This is a genomic window from Arsenicicoccus dermatophilus, from assembly GCF_022568795.1.
In the GTDB taxonomy this organism is placed as follows: domain Bacteria; phylum Actinomycetota; class Actinomycetes; order Actinomycetales; family Dermatophilaceae; genus Arsenicicoccus; species Arsenicicoccus dermatophilus.
Genome location: NZ_JAKZHU010000002.1, coordinates 35753 through 53390, shown reverse-complemented (window position 1 = coordinate 53390; position 17638 = coordinate 35753). Strand labels below are relative to the sequence as shown.

Below are 17638 nucleotides of genomic sequence, written 5' to 3'. Positions count from 1 at the left end.
GGTGCCGGGCTCCGTCGCACGTCCGGGGCGTCGGCCCGCCCCCACGCGCCGGTCGGCTCGGGTGGCAGCGGGTGGTCTGTGGCAGCGGTGGTCCGTGCCCGTGGTGGTCCGTGGCCGGGTCACGGACGGACGCGCTGGGCTGAGACGGACGCGGTGGGGTCAGACGGGGACGTCGGCTCAGGCGCGGCTCGCGCCGATCACGTCCAGCGTCGCGGTCGGCGCGGACTCGCGGTGCTGAGCCCGCCGCGGCCGACCCTGGCGCCAGATCAGCGCCAGCCCGAGCACCGTCAGCAGCACCCCGGTGACCACCCCGATCGGCCCGAGCAGGTCGCGGACGAAGCCGATCTGGCGGGCCTTGGGGCCGTACTCGTCGGCATACGCGCGCTGCGTCGCGCCGTCATACCCGATCGTGCCCTTGACCAGCGTGAGCGAGCCGAGGTCGGAGACGAGCCGCCGGTCGATCTGCTCCTGACCCTTGATGATCACGCCGGTCGCGGGCTCGACCCAGAAGGTGCGGGTGTTGGCGTAGTCCACGGAGGACGGGGTGTCCCCGGGCTCGGTCGAGCCGTACCACGAGCGGGGCACCGGCCGGGTTCCGGGCAGGCGCGTGGCCGGGATGCGCTGCTCGTAGACGTAGACGTCCAGCCCCTGCAGCGTGTCGGTGCGCACGAACTCCGCGTCCACGGCCCGCCGCAGCTGCGCGTCCCAGAAGGGATAGGTGCGGCGCTGCGCGTTGAACGGGAACTTGAAGAACAGCCCCTCGTGGGCGATCTCGGCGCGCCGCATGGTGCCGTTGCTGCCGGCGGTGCTGGCGTAGTCGCCGCAGCAGTTGGTCGCCATGCCCGTGGTGCGGTCGATGGAGACGCCGTCCTCGCTGCGGTCGAGCCACGGTCCGCCGGTGATGCCGGTCTGGAAGCCCACCTGCCAGTAGGCCGTGGAGTCGCGCTTGTCGTCGGGCACCTTGCCGGGGATGCCGACGATGTTGCGGGTGTTGGTGACCTTCTGGTCGGTGAGCTGCTCGACCTTGAGCGTGGTGGAGCCCTCCGGGCGGGTGACGCTGAGGATGGAGACGCCGGTGCCCTCGGAGACGGGCTTGGTCTTCATGTCGAGCGGCACCTTGGCGAGCCGGTGGTAGATGCCGTCGGCGTTGAGGCCGATGACGAGGGCGACGATGCCCAGGAACACGGCGAGACCGCCGAGGATGCGACGCATGGGAGGACTCCTGCTCGGGAACGGCGGCGGTGTCGTGACGAGGGGATGTGCTCGCACGGGGGCGCGGAGCCTACCTGTAGGTAGACGTGGCAGTCTCGCAGACGCTAGCAGCGCAGACCGTCCCCGTCCCTCCGGGGCACCCCGCGTGCACCGATCACCGTGCGGCGGTGGCGAGGACAGCCTACTCTCGCGGTCGTGATCGCACCCCGCCCCACGCGCCTGCCCGCCCTCGACGGGATGCGGGCGCTCGGCGCGCTCATGGTGCTGACCACCCACGTCGCGTTCGCGAGCGGTGACGCGATGCGCGGGCCGTACGGCGGGCTCCTGGCGCGCCTGGACGCGGGGGTGCCGATCTTCTTCGTGGTGTCCGGGCTGCTGCTGACCCGCCCCCACGCCCGCACGTGGGTCGGGGCGGCGTCGGTCGCCGACACCGCCCGGGCCCGGGACTGGCGCAGCTATGCCCGCCACCGGCTGCTGCGGGTGCTGCCCGCGGCCTGGCTCGCGGTGCTGGCCTCCGCCCTGCTGCTGCCCGCCGGTCTGGGCCGCGCGCCCTACCTGCGCATCGCCACCCTGACCCAGGTCTACTCGCCGCAGCCGTCCGTCCCCGGGCTGACCCAGATGTGGAGCCTGGCGACGGAGGGCGCCTTCTACCTCGTGCTGCCGCTCGCGGTCCTGCTGCTCGCGCGGCTCGGGTCGGTGCGGCGGATCCTGCTCGCGCTGGCGGCGACCCCGCTGGTGGCAGTGGTGTGGACCGTGCTCACCCACGACCGCCTGAGCGGGACGCCCAACCTCTGGCTCCCGGGCTACGTCGGCTGGTTCGGGGCCGGGATGGCGCTGGCCGTATGGCGAGAGGCACGCCTCGCGGGCGTCCTGCCCCGCACCGGCGTCGACGAGCTGGCTGCGCACCCGGGGACCGTGTGGGCGCTGGCGGGGGCCACCTACCTGCTGCTGTCGACGCTGGTGGCCGGTCCCCTCGGGCTGACCCCGGCGACCGCGATGGAGGCCGTGGTCAAGACGACGGGCTACACGGTGCTCGGGGTGCTGGCCGTGCTGCCCTGCGTGGCTCCGGGGCGGGAGCAGCCCGGGGGCGTGGTGTCGGTGCTGGGCGGGCGGGTCGCGCAGCTGCTGGGCGACGTGTCGTACGGCGTCTTCTGCTATCACCTGGTCGTGCTCGGGCTGGTGCAGCGGGCCCTCGGGCACCGGCCGTTCTCGGGGGACGGGCCGCTGCTGTGGGTCCTCACGGTGGCGGTCACGCTGCCGGTGGCGTGGGCGAGCCACCGCTGGCTGGAGCGGCCGATCCTGCGGTGGGCCCGCCGGCGCGACCTGGCCGTGCCCGCCGCGCCCGCCGCGCCGGGCAGCTCCGACAGCGCCTCGACGGGCGACAACGGGTCCGCCTGGTCATCGGCAGGGCGTGTCGGCTAGCCCCCGGGTCGCCGCGGGCCACACCGGGCCCCACCCGCCCGGGGCATCTGCAAGATGGGCCTGGTGCGAGGGGCTTCTCGGCATACATGCTGATGGCGGACGCCCACCAGGGGGAGGGCGCCAGACCTGGAGGAGCACCCATGTCCCGCACCCTGATCGCCGCCGCAGCCCTGACCGCCGGAGGCGTCCTCGGCTCCCCGGCAGCCGTTGCCGCACCCGCCGCACCCGCTGCCGCCGCTGTCCGCCCGAGCGTGACCACGTCCTACCTCGCCGCGACCCACACCGGTCGCACCGCCCGGCTGCAGCTCGTCGACCGGCGCACCGGGGTCGTGACCCGGACCCTCGCGACCGCCGTCATGAAGGGCGCCAACAACCCGTTCACGGACGCCGGCATCGCGCCGGACGGCACGGTGTGGGCGGTCAGCCGGCAGGGAGGTCCGTACTCCAGCACGCTGCTCCGCATCAAGGACGGCCGGGTCAACACCGTCATGCCGTACGTCGCCTCGGCACGGATCTCGCCCGACGGCACCCGGCTCGCGGTCACCGTCCTCTCGCCCGACGTCAACCACGACGGCCGGGGCACCCGGTCGGTGCGGGTCGGCTCGGTGACCGGCAGGGGGATGCGCACCATCGCCCAGGAGACCTTCCCGGTGGACGCCCAGGGCCAGCCTGCGGTGGAGTACCAGGTGCCTCACGTCCAGACCTGGCTCGGTAACCACCACCTGGCTCTGTGGCACGGGTGCTGCGACGACGGCAACGTGTCCGTGATCTCCGCGGACCGCGTGTCCACGCCGTCCGCGTGGCCGGGGCGCAACGGTGACGCGAGCACCGAGGTGGTGGGCGTGCGGGGCGACACGGCCGTGGTGCCGGTGGCGGTGACGGACCGCGACGGCAGCCCGGTGCGGTACGACGTCTACCACCTGTCCCCCGCCCACCCGAGGGGCGTCAGGGCGGGCCAGGTGGGCGTCGGCCGGGACGGCACCATGCTGATGCGTCCCTACCTGCTCACGATCGGCGCCGCGGCGACCGTTCCGGAGTATGCCGCGCTGCCCTACCGCGCGACCAAGGGCGTGACCCTGGACCGCACGTTCACCGGGCGCTGACGTCGTCGCTCCTGCCCCGGCCCCGCGCGGGGTCGGGGCAGGAGCGCGCCACGGCCAGGGCGAACCCGCCCAGCACCAGCGCCTGCACCCACCAGGACCGCAGAGCCGCCCCGCCCGCGCCCCACGGCTGCGCGCACACCAGGGCCACCGCCGCCGCACCCGCGCAGCCCGCGAGCAGGGCCGGCAGGGTCGTGAGGAGCGCGGCCGGCCACGCCCACCGTGCGGGCGGGACCGCCGGCTGCCCGGCCGCGCGTCGGCGGGCGAGCCACCCGCAGGCGCCCCCGAGGAGGATGCCGCCGCAGGCGGCCGTCATACCGGTGAGACCCCAGGCCAGACCCAGCGCCGGGACCGCCAGCACGGCGACCGCAGGCCCCGCCCAGGAGGCCGCGGGCAGCGGTGCCGAGCCCTCGCGGGGGTGGCGCAGGATCCGGACCGCCAGCACGAGCAGACCCGCCAGGAGCAGGAGCCCGGCCGCGAGGGCGAAGGCATAGGGCTGCTGCGGGGCATAGCTCTCGCGGACCCAGGTCGCCTCGCCCGCCGGCACCAGCCACCCCTGCGCCCGCCCGTCCAGGCGCACCGGCTGCAGCGGGGCGCCGGACCCGTCGACGGCGACCCAGCCGTCGTTGGCGTTGTGCGGGAGCGCGAGGACCGCGGGGGTGGAGCGCGCGGGCAGCCGATAGCGGCCGTCCTGCAGCGGTATGCCGGAGGCAGGCGCCGCAGCCACCGCGGCGTCGGTGGCCACGAGCTGCAGGGACTCCGGCTGCCAGGCCGCCGCGGCCGGGGCGTCGACGCGGTGGTCGCCCGCTCCGAGCGCGAGCGTCGCGTTCCCGCAGCCGATCCAGCGCACCGCCCGCCCGGCGAGCAGGTCGCCGACGGTGCCGACCAGGCGGGTGGGCTGGGGGATGCCGTCGACGGTGAGCGTGGGTCCGGACCCGCAGGCCGCGCCCACGGGGGCGGTGCGCAGGGCCCCGCGGACCAGGTCCTGGGCGCCGAGGAGCTGCACCTCGGAGACCCCGGCGGGCAGGTGCTGCACGATGCCGGTGGCGGCCTCGACCGAGCGGACCACCTCACGCTCGCGCAGGACCAGGTCCACCCGGTCGGTGACGGTGGGGGGCAGCCGGACCGTGCCGTCCGGGCCGACGGTGCGGTCCAGAGCGCGGCCGCCGAGCCGCACGGTGACCCGGGTGGGCCGGGCGGCGGCGAGGTGCTGGTCCACGCGCAGCACCAGCCCGCCGATCCGGCGGCGGGTCGGCAGCCGCAGGGTCAGGGTGGGCGCGGGGTCCTCGGCCGACGCGACCCACCCGGTGCCCAGGTCGCCGTCCACGACGGCCCCGGGCCGGCCGAGCAGCGAGGGCACCCGGCTGGACGTGGCGGTGGCGCGCACGCCGACCGGGGGCTCGAGCAGCGCGGCGGCCTGCGGCGTGGCGCGCGGGCGGACGGTCCCGGACCAGGCGTAGCGGCGCGGCGCGGCAGTGGTGAACCCGCGGAACAGCCCGACCTGCTCCTCGCCCGCCACGATCAGCCCGGCGGCGCACAGCGGGCGACCTCCCTGGCGCAGGCAGCCGTCGCGGCCGGGCTCCTGACGGCGCAGGCTGACCACGTCGGGGGTGCCGGAGGGCGTGCCCGGCAGCTGCAGCCGAGGCACGGGCAGGATCCCGGGGACGGTGAGCTGGGTGATCGCCAGGCCGGCGTCGGCGCCGGGGCCGAGGGTGCGCAGCCGGACCCGCAGCCGGGTGGTCGGGCCCGGGGGCAGCTGCAGCGTGAGGGGATCCATCGGCCGCGCGAAGGGCACGAGGGTCGCGGCGGTCCCGGAGTCGGTCTGCGTCTCGAGGGTGGTCGGCAGCGCGGCCCCCGGCGCGGGCCGGGCCAGGGTCACCGTGGTGCCCCGCAGGTCCCGCGGCCGGTCGAGCCTGATCTCCAGCCAGGGCCGGGCACCGGGCAGGTCGACCCCGGAGCGCCAGCGGGTCGCGGGGTCGCCGTCCAGGGCCGCGGCCGGACCGTCACCGACGCTCGCGTGCAGCAGCGACCCGGCGTCGGCGGTGGAGCTCGACGCGGCGACCCCCGCGACGCCCTCCCAGCGCAGCACGGTCCGCCGCGCCCGGGGGTCCACGAGGTAGTCCCGCACCCGGCGCCCGGTGGTGCCCGGGTCGTCTGCAGCCAGCACCGGCGAGCGGTTGTCCGAGGCCCGGCCGAAGCTCACCTCGCGCTCCTGGTTGCCGTCGGTCAGCACCTCGCGCAGCCGCCCGCCCGGCAGGGCCGCCCGCACGGCGCCCCCGGTCGCGCCGCCCAGCAGCGTGTCGACGTCGTGCCCGAGCACCCCGACCCGGGCGGGCAGCGCCCGCGCCAGGTAGGGCAGGTCCTCGGGTCCGCCGGTGACCGACCGCAGGGCCGCCACGGGGATCAGACGCGCCTGCTCGACGGGGCCCACGTCATACACCTCGACGCTCGGATAGGGCAGCAGGGTGCGCTCGTCCAGGGTCAGGTCCGGGGTCTCCAGGGTGCTGCCCGAGGCCGGTCCGAAGGCGCGCGCCCGGGGGATCCCCGCGTCGGCGAGGGCCTGGTGGACGGCGAGCGGCGGCGCCGACCGGGCCGCGGCGCGCAGGTCACCGCGCACCACGAGATAACGGATCCCCGCGTCGGCGAGGGCGGTTCGCAGGCCGGGGACGGCGACGCCGGTGCGCAGCGAGCGCTCGACCTCGTCGAGCAGCCGGGTGGCTCCTGCCGACCCGAGCGGCACCGCGTCGCGCACGGCGAAGGGGCGGCGCATCAGCGCCTGGAGGGGTTCGTCGCGGGGCGCACCCCAGGTCAGCTCGGCGAAGGGCGCGGCCGGCACCACCAGGACGCTGCCCGGGCCGGGCTGCGCGTCGAGCCAGCGGGCGGCGTCACGCCAGTAGTCCGGCACCTGCGTGAAGGTGCCCTGGCGCGGCAGCGTGGTCGCGAACGCCGGGCCGGCGGCGGCGACCACCAGGGCCCCGGCGAGCACCCCGGCGACCGGGCGGGGCAGCAGGCCGGCGAGCGACCGGCGCCCGGAGGGAGCGGCCCAGGTCACGGCCCCGAGCCGGTGCAGCGCGTGGACCAGCCCGATCAGCAGGGGGATCCGCACCACCAGCTCGAACTTGTGGATGTTGCGCAACGCGGCCAGCGGCCCGTCGAGCAGGTCCTGCACCACCCCGACCAGTGGTCCGTGCGCGGGCCCGGCGAAGCCCAGGGTCAGCAGCACCAGCCCGGTCAGCGCGCACAGGCGCCACCAGGCTCCCTCCCGCAGCCGCGGGAGCGCCAGCCCGACGAGGCCGACCACTGCCGGGGCGGTGCTCACCGCGACGAGCAGCGGCTTGGCGACCAGCTGCCAGCCCGCGGGCCAGGTGGGGCCGCTCGGGACCCGCAGGTAGGTCAGCCACGCGGTCGTGCCCTGCAGGGCGCTGAAGGCGCTCGCCGTGCTCGTGGTCGCCGGGGCGTTCTCGATCCAGTCGAGGAAGGGCGGGCTGAAGCGGCCGAGGACGAGCAGCGGCCCCAGCCACCAGGCCCCGGTGAGCAGGCAGGCGCCGAGCCAGGCCAGCCCGTCGCGGGCGGCGCGCAGCGACCGGGCCCGGGTGACCCACCACAGCGTCGGTATGACGAGAACCGCCCCCGTGGCCACGGCGTTGACGCCACCCACGCACCCGAAGGCCGCGGCGGACAGCACGATCCGCTGCCAGGGTCGCCGAGGGCGGGGGTCGACGAGCGGCAGGATCACCCAGGGGGCCACGGCATAGGGCCACACCTCGATGGAGGTGACCGCGACCTCGGCGAGCATGCGCGGGGAGAGGGCGTAGAGCAGCGCCCCGAGGTAGCGCGACCAGGGCCCGCCGACCCCGACCGCCCGCGCGAGCCGCCAGAAGCCCAGGAAGGCCGTGATCAGCACGATCGTCCACCACAGGCGCTGCGTCACCCACTCCGGGACGAGCAGGGTGCGCAGCACGGCGTGGACCGGTCCGATCGGCCACCAGTAGCCGTAGGCCTGGTTCTGCAGCTGGCCGAGCTGGCTCGCGTCCCAGACGTGGAGCGACCGCAGCAGGAAGGCCACCGGGTCGACGGTCAGGTCGAGCTTGGTGTCCGGCGCGACCCGCCCCCCGGCCTGCAGGAAGGCGACGGCGGCGAGGAGCAGGCACCCGGCGAGGACGCGTGCCCGCCAGACGACCTGCGCGGCTCGGGGGTCGGACCCGCTCATCGCACCCGCAGCACGACGACGGCGTTCCAGGACAGCACCTCGCGCACGACGGGCACCCGGATCAGCCAGCGTGCCCAGGAGGGGTGATAGCGCGGGAGGACCTCGACGGTCCAGACGCGCCCTGCCCGCTCCTGCGCCCGCACCCAGCGCAGGGTCCGCGCGATCGAGCAGGCGTGCAGGGAGACGCCGAAGTCGTTCTTGGGTCGGTGTCCGTGGCGGCGGGCATAGCGGTCGGCGGCGCGCCGGCCTCCGAGGTAGTGCCACGGCGAGGTCTCGTGCCCGCCCCACGGCGACAGCCACGGCGTCCAGGACACGACGACGGTCCCGCCGGGGCGGGTGATCCGCACCATCTCGGCGAGCATCTGCTCGGGGTCGGGGACGTGCTCGAGGACATTGCTGGAGTAGGTCAGGTCCACCGCGTCGTCGGCGATCGGCAGCGCCAGCCCGGACGCGCGCAGGGTGTCGTCGGCGACGTCGCCGCGGCGCTCCAGCTCGCCGGCGTCCGGGTCGATCCCGGCGTAGCGCACCCCGGCCGCGCGGAAGGCGTCGGCGAAATATCCGGGCCCGCCGCCCACGTCGACCATGGTCGCCCCGTCGAGGGCGCACCAGCGGCGGGCCTCGCGCACCGAGTCGACGGCGAGCAGGCCGTAGAAGTAGGCCGGGTCGGTCTGCTCGACCGTGAACGCCCGGAAGAGCTGCACCGACCGGCGCAGCGATCCCTCCGGCGCGAGCGGCGGCAGCGGCCGGGTCGACTGCCGGTGGGCCGGCACCGGCGCCGGGGAGCAGGCCGGAGCGGTCATGCGCTCACCCGCTCGGCGGCGTCGGGGCGGTCAGGTCCGGGGCGCTCGGGTCCGGGACGGTCCGACCCCGGCTGCTCCGACCCGGGCAGGTCGGGCCCTGTCGCGGACCCCGGCCGGCCCGGGTCCGCCGGGGTCGCCACGACCTGGTCGACCTCGGCGACGGGGTCGAGACCGGCGGCGACGTGCCGCAGCAGCCCGTCCCAGCGGCGCACCGTGTCGGCCCAGGAGAAGCGGCGGGCGTGGGCGCGGGCGGCCCGGGACGTCTCGGCGCGGGTCGCGTCGTCGGTGAGCAGCCGCTCGGTGTGGGCGACGAGCTCGGCCTGGTCGTGGGCCAGCAGCCCGGTGAAGCCGTCGAGCACCGACTCGGACAGCCCGCCCGCGCCGTGGAAGGCCACGGTGGGCACGCCGTGGGAGGCGGCCTCGATCACGCTCAGGCCCCAGCCCTCCTTGAGGCTCGGGGCCAGGCAGACCCATGCCGCCGCGAGCTCGCGGTGCTTGGTCTCCTCGTCGACGTGCCCGAGCAGGGCGACCGCGTCCCCGGCGCCGACGGCCTGCACGTGGGCGGCGATCTCGTCGCGCCACCAGCCGTCACCGATCACGTGCAGCCGCAGCCCGGGCAGCCGCTCGCGCAGCGCCACCACGACGTCGACGGCCAGCTCGACCCGCTTGTGGGGGACCAGGCGCCCCAGGACGACCAGGCGGGGCTCCGCCGCGCGCGGCTCGCCCAGGTCGAGGGGCAGCTCGGTGCCGTTGTGGATCACCGACACGTGCTCGGGGCGGACGCCCAGCTCGGCGAGCTCGTCGCGGGTGCGCCCGGAGACCGCGACGTACTGGCAGCCGGCATACAGCCTCGGGCTGACCCGGGACTCCAGCCACCAGCCCAGCGTCGCGACGACCCGCCCGAAGACCACCGGCCACTGCTCGCGGTGGACGTGGTGCACGAGGACGACGACCGGGGTGCGGGTGGCGAGACGGGCGGCGAAGGGCAGGCCGTTCTGCACGTCGACGACCACGTCGAGGCGGCCCTGCGCCCGCTCCAGGGACCGCAGCCGCAGCAGCGAGCGCGGATAGACCCCGAGCCGGCCGCCCTGGCGCAGGATCCGGTAGCCGTCGGGGTGCCGCTCGCGTCGGGGGGCGCCGCCGTGGTCGGCGCACAGCAGGGTGACCTCGTGCCCCAGGGCAGCCAGGCCCGCGCACACCGTGTGGGCGTAGCGCTCGGCGCCGCCGCCCTCCGGGTGCGTGAGGTCACGCCAGCTGAGGACGGCGATGCGCACGGGGGACCAGGGGGTGATCAGCGAGACGGGCGGTCAGCCGCCGTAGTTGATCAGCTCGTCGGCCGTCAGCTGGTTGCCCTGGGAGGTGCCGGCCTTGGCGTCGTTGGGCGCGGACGAGGCGATCGCGTTGACGGCGACGGTGGCGGCGCCGAGCCCGAGCAGGCAGCACACGGCGGTGATCAGGGCGGCGGAGGCGCGTCCGGTGGTCTGCGACATGGGGGACCTCTTCGTCTCGGCGGGGCCGGGGAGTCGAGCGGCTACGGCGGAGTGGCTACTACCGGTAGGTAGGGTAAGGCGCCGGGCGCCACCCGTCCCCCACTGTCTCACGGCGTCGCCCCAGGGGCTCGGCCGACGGACGCTCCGTCCAGCAGCCACACCTGCAGCGGGCCGGTCGTGGGCACCTGACGGGCGCTGGGCGGCGGGGAGCCGACGGCCCCGGGCGTGCTCGTCCACACCGCCACCGCCTGCACCCCGAGGGCGCGCAGCGTCGCGAGGTCGCCCCGCCGCCAGGCGTCCGCGGCTCGCCGGTCGTCGTGACCGACCACCAGGGTGCGCCCGTCCCGGCGCACGGCCAGGTCGCGCGAGCTGAGCGCCCGGCCGGGCAGCGCCAGCGGCAGCGGGTCCAGGAAGGGCTCCGGGCCCACCCAGCCCTGGCGTCGCAGGGGCTGCCACGGCAGCACCAGCGTGGTCCGGTCCCCGATCGCCGCCACCGCCTGGTCCCAGCCCGCAGGCCAGGCCACCGGGCGATAGACCCGGTGCAGCCGGGCGGGCGCGTCCGGGCAGGACAGCGCCGCCAGCGCCAGGACCACGACGGTCGCGGTGGCCTGCAGCACCTGCGGCAGCCGGTATGTCGGGAGCACGGTCCCGGGCCGGGTGGGGCGGATCCGGTCCGCGGACGTCAGGGCCGGGACCCGAGCCACCCCGAGCCCCACCAGGACGGCGAGGGCCAGGGCGCTCACCCCGAGCCAGCGATGGGTGTCGCGCAGGATCCCGACGCCGGGGACGGCCTGGGCGGCGCCCCACAGCGCGAGCCCCGGGCCGGTCGCGAGGAGCAGCGCGAGCGACGGCGGCCCGAGCAGCGCCAGCCCGAGCAGCAGGCGCACGCCAGGTCCGTCCCGGTGGTGGTCCTGCGCGCCCTCGCGCCCGGCGCCGCTCCGGTCGACCTCGCTCCGGTCGCCCGACTGCCCGTCGTCAGTCCGTCCCTGGCCCCAGCGCGGGTGCGGCCGCAGCAGCACCCCCAGCGCCGCGGCCATCAGGAGGGCGCTCGCGACCAGGGCGGGTGCGCCCGCGCGGGAGGCCAGGGTGGCCCCCGGCGCCCAGACCCCGCCGCCGGTGAGGACGTCCAGCAGGTCCGGCATACCGCCCGTCCGCACCGCGAAGGCCGCCGCCCCCGCCCGCTCACCCGTCCCGGCGGAGCCGCGCAGCCCGGCCACGACCCAGGGCAGGCACCAGGCGGCACCGAGGCCGAGCAGGACCCCGAGGTCTCGCCCGCGGCGGGTGAGCGCGCTGGTCAGGGCCACGGTGAGGAGGGCGAGCAGTCCGCCGTACGGCGTCAGGGCGGCGGGGAGGGCAGCCGCCGGCACGGCCCCGAGGCGACGGGCCCGTGAGGTGTCGAGACGCACCGCCGCCACCAGCCAGGGCACCATCGCCCAGGCGAGCAGGGTCGGCGGCTGGCCGAGGAGCAGCCGTTCCGCCGGGTAGGGATGCCAGCAGGTCAGTGCCGCCGCCGTGACCGTGGCCGCCGTCCCGTGCCGCCGCAGCAGCACCGCCGTCCCGCAGCCGGCCAGGGCCAGCGACGCGAGCAGCATGACCTGCTGCTGCAGGGCGGTGGGCACCACGGTGGCGAACAGCGCGGTCACCGCGTCCAGCGGCACCCCCCGCGGGCCCTGGTCGCCGAGCCCGAGGGCCGTCACCCCCAGCGCGGGCTGCGGCACCTGCACGAAGTCGCGGTGGAGCAGCTGCCCCCGACCCAGCGCCGGCCACAGCCACAGCGCGGTGACCAGCAGCGCGGTCGCGCACCCGGCCAGGGCGGCCCGCGGCGCAGGCGACCCGAGCGGACCCGTCGTCCGCCGTCCCCTCCCGAGCGGCTCCGGCTGTCGGCGCGGCATGCAGGCACTATGGCACGCTGACCGGGCCCAGCAGCCGCGATCTCCAGGAGGCCCCATGCGCGCGCGTCGTGCCGTGCCGGCCGGGGCGGTGCTCTTCGCGGGGACCTTCGCGGGGGCGCTCCTCGGCTATGCCTTCTTCGTCGTGCTCGGGCGGGTCCTGCCCCCCGCCGACCTCGGCGCCGTCGGCTCGCTGGTCAACCTGTCCACGATCCTGACCGTCCCCGGCGTGGGCCTGCAGCTGGTGACGGCGCGGCGGGTGGCGGGTGGTGCGGCCGCGGGCGCACGACCCCTGCTCGGCGCCGCGCTGCTCCTCGGCGGGGGACCCGCGCTGCTGCTCGCCGGGTGCGCCTGGCTGGTCGCCCCCGCCCTGCACCTGGACTCCCCGTGGCCGGTCCTCGTGCTCGCGTCCTCCGCGGTCCCCCTGACCCTCACCTCGGCGGCCATCGGGCTGCTGCAGGGCCGTGAGGCCTTCGGTGCGGTGGGGCTGCTCGCGCTGCTGACCGGGGTGGTCAAGGTCCTCGCGGCGCTCGTCACCGCCTCGCTCGGCCAGGGTGTCCTGGGCGTCACCTGCTGGTATGCCGGCGGCTGGGTGCTCCTCGCCCTGGCCGGCGCCGCGCTGGTGCGACGCACGCGGGCGGGCGATGGGGAGACCCTTCCGGCATACGACCGCACCTGGACCGACGGGATCGCCCGCGCCCGCGAGGCCCTGGCCGCGTCCGCGCCCACCGCCGGGCTGCTGGTGCTGTCCAGCCTCGACGTGCTGCTCGCGCGGCACCACCTCGCCGACGGCCGGTCCGGGACCTACACGATGGGCGCGCTCCTGGAGAAGGTCGCCTTCTGGGGGCCGCAGTTCCTCGCGACGCTGTACTACCCGCGCATGGCCCGGCCGGCCGAGCGCCCCGCCGCGCTGCGGGCCGCGCTGGGGCTGACGGCCGGCGTCGGTGCGATCGGGGTGGCGCTCGCGGCGGGGCTCGGGGACCTGCTCGTGCGGGTCGTGGGCGGGGCGCGGTTCGTCGGCGAGCTGGCGCCGCTGGCCTGGGCCTTCACCGCGCTCGGGGTGCTGCTCGCCCTGGTGCAGGTGCTGGTGTATGCCGACCTCGCGGTGCACGGGCGCCGGGTGGGAGCCGCGGTCTGGGTCACCGTGGTCGCCGCGGTCGCCGCCGTCGCCTGGTGGCACGCGAGCGTGGCCGCGGTGGTGCTCGCGGTGCTCGCCTGCGTGGCCGTCCTGGTCGTGGTCGCCCTCGTCCTGGTGCGCCGCAGCCCCGGCCCCTCGCCGGCCCCTCGTGCTCCCTGATCGCGCGCCCGTCGCTCGGGCCGGTCGGCGTCAGTCGGCGTGGTCCGAGACCTGCTCCCAGCGGGGGAAGGGGTCGGGCAGCGCGGCCCACGACAGCGGCCCGGCGGCCAGCTCCTCGTCGGTGAGCGCGGCGCCGTCCAGGGCGGCGGTGAGGCCCTCCCGGTCCAGCCGCAGGCCCACGAGAGCGATGTCCTGGCCGATGGCGAGCAGCTCCTCGTCGTCCGCGAGGCGGTCGTCGCGGGTCAACGGGGTGAGGGCGAACATCCGGCCCACGTGCTCCCACTGCGCCGTGACGTGCGGTCGGGTCGCGAGGCGGCAGAAGCCGATCGAGCGGACGAGCACCCCGAGCTCCCCGCCCTCGATCCGGTCGAGCACCGCCATCAGCCGGCCCGGGTGCAGGGGGCGGACCTGCTCGTAGCGGAAGGCGCTGACCCCCGGGTCGGTCTGCTGGGGGTCGAAGTCGCCGTTGAGCAGGCTCACCCAGCCGGGCCGGGCCTGCGCCACGGCATACGGCTCGGTGGTCGCCACCGGCGGGGAGGGACGCCGGTGCAGGTGGAGCTGGGCGAGCGGGCTCAGGTGGCTCAGGAGCGCCCTGACGACGGCGAGCTCGCCGGAGGGCAGGGACTCCCAGCCGACGAGCACGAGGGTGGACGCGAGCTCGATCTGCCCGACGGTCAGCTGGGCGCGCGCGAGGGGCGCCGCGTCGTTGTCGCGGGGCGGCAGGTAGTCGTCACGGTCCAGCTCGGCGACGAGGTGGGCCGCGTCGACGACGCACACCAGACCCTCCAGCCGGGTGCCGCCCTCGGCATCGGCGAAGGTCCCGACCAGCTCGGTGGGCGGGGCCACGTCGGGGACCTCGACCACGACCCCGGCGCCTGCGTCGGCCCAGGAGGCGAGGCGCACGGCGTGGTGCAGCGGGTCGGCGTGGTCGGTCAGCTCCGCGGCGGGCACCAGGGCCCGTCCCGTCCGTCGGGCCAGCTCCACGGTGTGGTGCTGCCGCTCCGGCCTGCACGCCCCGACCACTGCGATGACGCCCACCGGCTCCACGTGCTGACTCCCTCTCTCGACTGCTATCGTTAGTGAGAATCATTATCTCACAAGGAGCTGTCCATGAAGGTTCGCGCCTCGATCCGGTCCCTCAAGAACCAGCCCGGCGCCCAGGTCGTCCGTCGCCGCGGCAAGATCTATGTCGTCAACAAGCTCAACCCGCGCTTCAAGGGACGCCAGGGCTGACTGCCCGCCGGGCTGCCGGCCAGGAGCCTTTTCCATCTTGGCTGGCAGGGTGTTGGGTGGGCGGCGTGGTGGCGTGGGGTGGGGCGAAGCTCCTGGTAGGAGCGGGGATTGACTAGATCGTCGCTGTGCCAGGAGCTTCGCTGTGCTTGTCTATCCCGTCGGGCTGCCCGTGTCCACCACCGCCCACGATGTCCTGACCCGCGCCCTGGCTCAGGATCGTGCCCGTCGGGGCACCTGGCGGCGGCTGTCACCGGCCCGGCAAGCACTGCTGGTCCTGGCCCACCAGCCACGACAACCACACGTACACCGCGCCGGCGGCCGGCTTCGGTATCGGCACCGCCACGGTCTACCGGTACGTCGTGGAGGCCTGCGAGGTGCTCGCCGGCATGGCCCCCACCCTCGACGACGCCTTGGAGCGGGCACGGTCGAAGGCCTACCTGATCCAGGGGCGGCACCGTGACCGGGGACCGACCGCGTGCGGACCAGACCCAAGGGCGCCGACCGGGCCCACTACAGCGGCAAGACACACCGCCACGGCATGAACGTGCAGGTCCTCGCCTCCGGGCGAGGTGACCTCGTGTGGTGCTCCCCAGCGGTCCCGGGCGCCTGCCACGATGTCCGCGCCGCCCGGCAGCACCACGTCCCCGACGCCCTGGCGCCCCTGACCGCCCAGGGCCTGCTCGTCCTCGCGGACAAGGGATACACCGGCATCGGCGCCAGGAGTCACCACCCCGATCCGCGCCGTCCACCGCCACCGCACGACCGGCCACTTCCAACGCCGGACCCTCTCGGCGAACGAGAGAGCCGTCAACGCGGCCCAAGCCCGCCTGCGAGCCCGCGGCGAACGCGCCAACGCCCTGTTGAAGGCCTGGCAAGTCCTACGCCGCTACCGCGGCTGCCCGCACCGCCTCACCACCATCACCACCGCAGTCTGGATGCTCATCACCGCAGGTCAGAGCACCAGATGAAAAAGGCTCAAGGGGTCGCCCTTGCGGCCGCGGTGCCCGAGAGTGTCTTGCTGGACGCGGCGGCGCACGTCGTCGACACAGGTCGTGGCGAGCTTGACCACGTGAAAGGCATCGACGACGGCGGTCGCATCCTGCAGGTGCTCGGTTATGGCGTTCTTGTACCCGTGGAAGGGGTCCAACGTCGCGACCTGAGCCCCGGCGCGGAAGGCTTCACCCCTGCTGGTGAGCCAGTCGCCGTACACGGCACCGGACCGGCCGGGCACGAGGTCAAGCAGCCGCGCACGCACCCGTCCGTGCTCGTCGCGGGTCAGGTCGACCATCCCGGTGAGCATCTTCGGGCCCCGCACGCGCTGGTCGACGTGATGCCATACGTGCTCGTCGACCCCGAGCATCCTGACACCGTCGAACCGAGCCGGGTCCGCTTCGAGCTGCTCGAGCCGGGCACGCACGGCGTGCCACACCGTGTTCCACTGCACGCCCAGCTGCCTGGCCAGGCCGGCGATGGAGGCGTGCTCGCGGCGGACCTGCTCGACGGCCCAGGCCACGGCGCGGGTCGTCAGCAGCGCCCGCGGGGCCGCCACAGCCTCGTCCTGCTCACTGAAAGTTCCTGCCCCACAGGCCGGTTCGGGGCAGGCGTAGCGGCGTTTGACCCACACCAACCGGACCGGGCGACCGAACGAGGGCACGTCCACCAGGGCCACCTCGTCACGATCGTGCGCGTGAGCGACGACCCCGCAGGCCGGGCAGCCCGCGACCTCGGGGACGGACTCGACCCGTACCACCAGCCCGCCACCGCGCTCGGCGACATCGAGCACTCTCATGCCTGGCAGCCCCAACCACGTGTCACACGACGAGCACGAACCACCAGCAGGGCACGGCGAAGTAGAGTCGGGCACAGTCGAGGTCCTTCGGCGATCAGGAGAGGTAAGAGTCCTCTGATGCTGCCAGGGACCTCGACCCCTACCCCACCACCGAGCCGGACGCCGTGCTCAACCCACGCTCAGGTAGGAAGAGCCGGATACACCGGCATCGGCGCCAGGAGTCACCACCCCCATCCGCGCCGTCCACCGCCACCACGACACCGGCCACTTCGCACGCCGAGACCTCTCGGTCAACGAACGTGCCGTCAACGCCTCCCAAGCCAAGCTCCGAGCCCGCGGCGAACGCGCCAACGCCCTTCTGAAGAACTGGCGCGTCCTACGCCGCTACCGCGGCAGCCCACACCGCCTCACCACCATCACCACCGCAGTCTGGATGCTCATCACCGCAGGTCAGAGCACCAAATAAAAAATGCTCCTGGAGCAAGAGCTCGAAGAACTCACGCTCGAGCACGCACCCGCACTCCTGGCCATCCCTGGCTGCGCCGCCCTGACCGCCGCCAAGATCCTCGGTGAGACCGCCGGCATCGAGCGCTTCACCAGTAGCGACGCGTTCGCCAGTTACAACGGCACCGCGCCCCTGCCGGTCTGGTCATCGAACGCGCCTCGTCACAGACTGTCACGAACCGGGAACCGGCAACTGAACGCCGCGATCCACCGCATCGCCCTCACCCAGGCCCGCCACCACCAACCCGCCAAGGACCTCATCAAGCGCCGCGTCGAGAGCGGCAAATCCGGCCGCGAAGCCCTGCGCGTCCTCAAGCGCCACCTCTCCAGGACCATCTACCAAGCCCTACGAACCGACCAACGAACTCAGCTCTACCTCGCCGCTTGACAGAGGAGCTAGCGACACTCCCGACCCTGGTCGGCCGTGGTCACCAGGTCCACCGACGTGGGGCTCTTGGTCAGGCTTCCCACAGTCCTGGTGGCGCCGTCCCCCAGATCCACGCCCGCGGACAGATCTCCCCCCGGAGTCGTCGATGCCTTCCAGGACCACCCGAAGCGTGCTCACCTGGTTCCGGCCGCCACCCGGTAGATACGGCATCCCGGAGACCCGCGCAGCCCATGGCAGCGGCTGAACCGCATCGGCCACCAGGCCCTCGCCCCTGAGCAGGGTCACCCCCGAGATCGCTCATGTG

The 17638-nt window shown here is 75.3% G+C and carries 12 protein-coding genes and 2 pseudogenes; 6 read left to right on the top strand and 8 right to left on the bottom strand.

Going from position 1 to position 17638, the window contains the following annotated elements; genetic code table 11:
* Positions 1-177: 177 nt before the first annotated feature.
* Positions 178-1212, bottom strand: coding sequence for a cell envelope lipid trafficking protein PgfA (pgfA, locus tag MM438_RS13610; RefSeq protein ID WP_241453595.1), 1035 nt, complete (start codon positions 1210-1212; stop codon positions 178-180).
* Positions 1213-1407: 195 nt separating this feature from the next.
* Here pgfA and MM438_RS13605 point away from each other — a divergent pair, with 195 nt between their 5' ends.
* Both MM438_RS13605 and MM438_RS13600 read left to right on the top strand, forming a co-directional pair.
* Positions 1408-2634, top strand: coding sequence for an acyltransferase family protein (locus MM438_RS13605; RefSeq protein WP_241453594.1), 1227 nt, complete (start codon positions 1408-1410; stop codon positions 2632-2634).
* 140 nt (positions 2635-2774) lie between these two features.
* A complete protein-coding gene (locus MM438_RS13600) occupies positions 2775-3737 on the top strand; it encodes a hypothetical protein (protein WP_241453592.1) in 963 nt (320 codons plus the stop codon).
* Here MM438_RS13600 and MM438_RS13595 read toward each other — a convergent pair.
* The 5 genes from MM438_RS13595 to MM438_RS13575 form a co-directional block, all read right to left on the bottom strand.
* Complete coding sequence (locus MM438_RS13595) at positions 3724-7944, bottom strand: alpha-(1->3)-arabinofuranosyltransferase domain-containing protein (RefSeq protein WP_241453591.1); 4221 nt, start codon at positions 7942-7944, stop codon at positions 3724-3726. The genes MM438_RS13600 and MM438_RS13595 overlap by 14 nt on opposite strands.
* On the bottom strand, positions 7941-8744 hold the full coding sequence (locus MM438_RS13590; RefSeq protein WP_241453589.1) for a class I SAM-dependent methyltransferase: 804 nt from the start codon (positions 8742-8744) through the stop codon (positions 7941-7943). Before MM438_RS13590 ends, MM438_RS13595 begins: the two co-directional genes overlap by 4 nt.
* Positions 8741-10018 carry a glycosyltransferase family 4 protein gene (locus MM438_RS13585; RefSeq protein ID WP_241453588.1) on the bottom strand — a complete coding sequence of 426 codons (1278 nt, stop codon included), beginning with the start codon at positions 10016-10018 and terminating at the stop codon, positions 8741-8743. The genes MM438_RS13590 and MM438_RS13585 overlap by 4 nt, the downstream gene beginning before the upstream one ends.
* A gap of 33 nt (positions 10019-10051) precedes the next feature.
* A complete protein-coding gene (locus tag MM438_RS13580; protein WP_241453585.1) occupies positions 10052-10234 on the bottom strand; it encodes a hypothetical protein in 183 nt (60 codons plus the stop codon).
* Positions 10235-10341: 107 nt separating this feature from the next.
* Positions 10342-12126: a hypothetical protein gene (locus MM438_RS13575; RefSeq protein ID WP_241453584.1), complete on the bottom strand. Its 1785-nt coding sequence runs from the start codon at positions 12124-12126 to the stop codon at positions 10342-10344.
* A gap of 55 nt (positions 12127-12181) precedes the next feature.
* Here MM438_RS13575 and MM438_RS13570 point away from each other — a divergent pair, with 55 nt between their 5' ends.
* The gene (locus MM438_RS13570) at positions 12182-13420 is read left to right on the top strand and encodes an oligosaccharide flippase family protein (protein WP_241453583.1); all 1239 of its coding nucleotides are present in this window, start codon (positions 12182-12184) and stop codon (positions 13418-13420) included.
* A gap of 30 nt (positions 13421-13450) precedes the next feature.
* Here the strand turns inward: MM438_RS13570 and MM438_RS13565 are convergent, their stop codons facing one another.
* Positions 13451-14458, bottom strand: coding sequence for a GTP-binding protein (locus MM438_RS13565; RefSeq protein ID WP_241453581.1), 1008 nt, complete (start codon positions 14456-14458; stop codon positions 13451-13453).
* 72 nt (positions 14459-14530) lie between these two features.
* Between MM438_RS13565 and ykgO the strand changes: the two genes are divergently transcribed.
* Both ykgO and MM438_RS13555 read left to right on the top strand, forming a co-directional pair.
* On the top strand, positions 14531-14653 hold the full coding sequence (gene ykgO / locus MM438_RS13560) for a type B 50S ribosomal protein L36 (protein WP_241453578.1): 123 nt from the start codon (positions 14531-14533) through the stop codon (positions 14651-14653).
* Between the two features lie 142 nt (positions 14654-14795).
* Positions 14796-15621: pseudogene (locus MM438_RS13555) on the top strand (transposase family protein).
* 8 nt (positions 15622-15629) lie between these two features.
* Here the strand turns inward: MM438_RS13555 and MM438_RS13550 are convergent.
* Positions 15630-16517: pseudogene (locus tag MM438_RS13550) on the bottom strand (ISL3 family transposase); the annotation flags it as partial.
* Between the two features lie 394 nt (positions 16518-16911).
* Here MM438_RS13550 and MM438_RS13545 point away from each other — a divergent pair.
* Positions 16912-17334, top strand: a complete 423-nt coding sequence (locus MM438_RS13545; protein ID WP_407568213.1) for a transposase — start codon at positions 16912-16914, stop codon at positions 17332-17334.
* The last annotated feature ends 304 nt before the right edge of the window (positions 17335-17638 follow it).

What these genes read in the sequence shown, in the direction of transcription:
- MM438_RS13600 (WP_241453592.1), top strand. Translation starts at nt 2,775, where the DNA reads ATGTCCCGCACCCTGATCGCCGCCGCAGCCCTGACCGCCGGAGGCGTC.
- MM438_RS13580 (WP_241453585.1), bottom strand. Translation starts at nt 10,234, where the DNA reads ATGTCGCAGACCACCGGACGCGCCTCCGCCGCCCTGATCACCGCCGTG.
- MM438_RS13570 (WP_241453583.1), top strand. Translation starts at nt 12,182, where the DNA reads ATGCGCGCGCGTCGTGCCGTGCCGGCCGGGGCGGTGCTCTTCGCGGGG.
- MM438_RS13590 (WP_241453589.1), bottom strand. Translation starts at nt 8,744, where the DNA reads ATGACCGCTCCGGCCTGCTCCCCGGCGCCGGTGCCGGCCCACCGGCAG.
- pgfA (WP_241453595.1), bottom strand. Translation starts at nt 1,212, where the DNA reads ATGCGTCGCATCCTCGGCGGTCTCGCCGTGTTCCTGGGCATCGTCGCC.
- MM438_RS13545 (WP_407568213.1), top strand. Translation starts at nt 16,912, where the DNA reads ATGCTCCTGGAGCAAGAGCTCGAAGAACTCACGCTCGAGCACGCACCC.
- MM438_RS13595 (WP_241453591.1), bottom strand. Translation starts at nt 7,944, where the DNA reads ATGAGCGGGTCCGACCCCCGAGCCGCGCAGGTCGTCTGGCGGGCACGC.
- ykgO (WP_241453578.1), top strand. Translation starts at nt 14,531, where the DNA reads ATGAAGGTTCGCGCCTCGATCCGGTCCCTCAAGAACCAGCCCGGCGCC.
- MM438_RS13575 (WP_241453584.1), bottom strand. Translation starts at nt 12,126, where the DNA reads ATGCCGCGCCGACAGCCGGAGCCGCTCGGGAGGGGACGGCGGACGACG.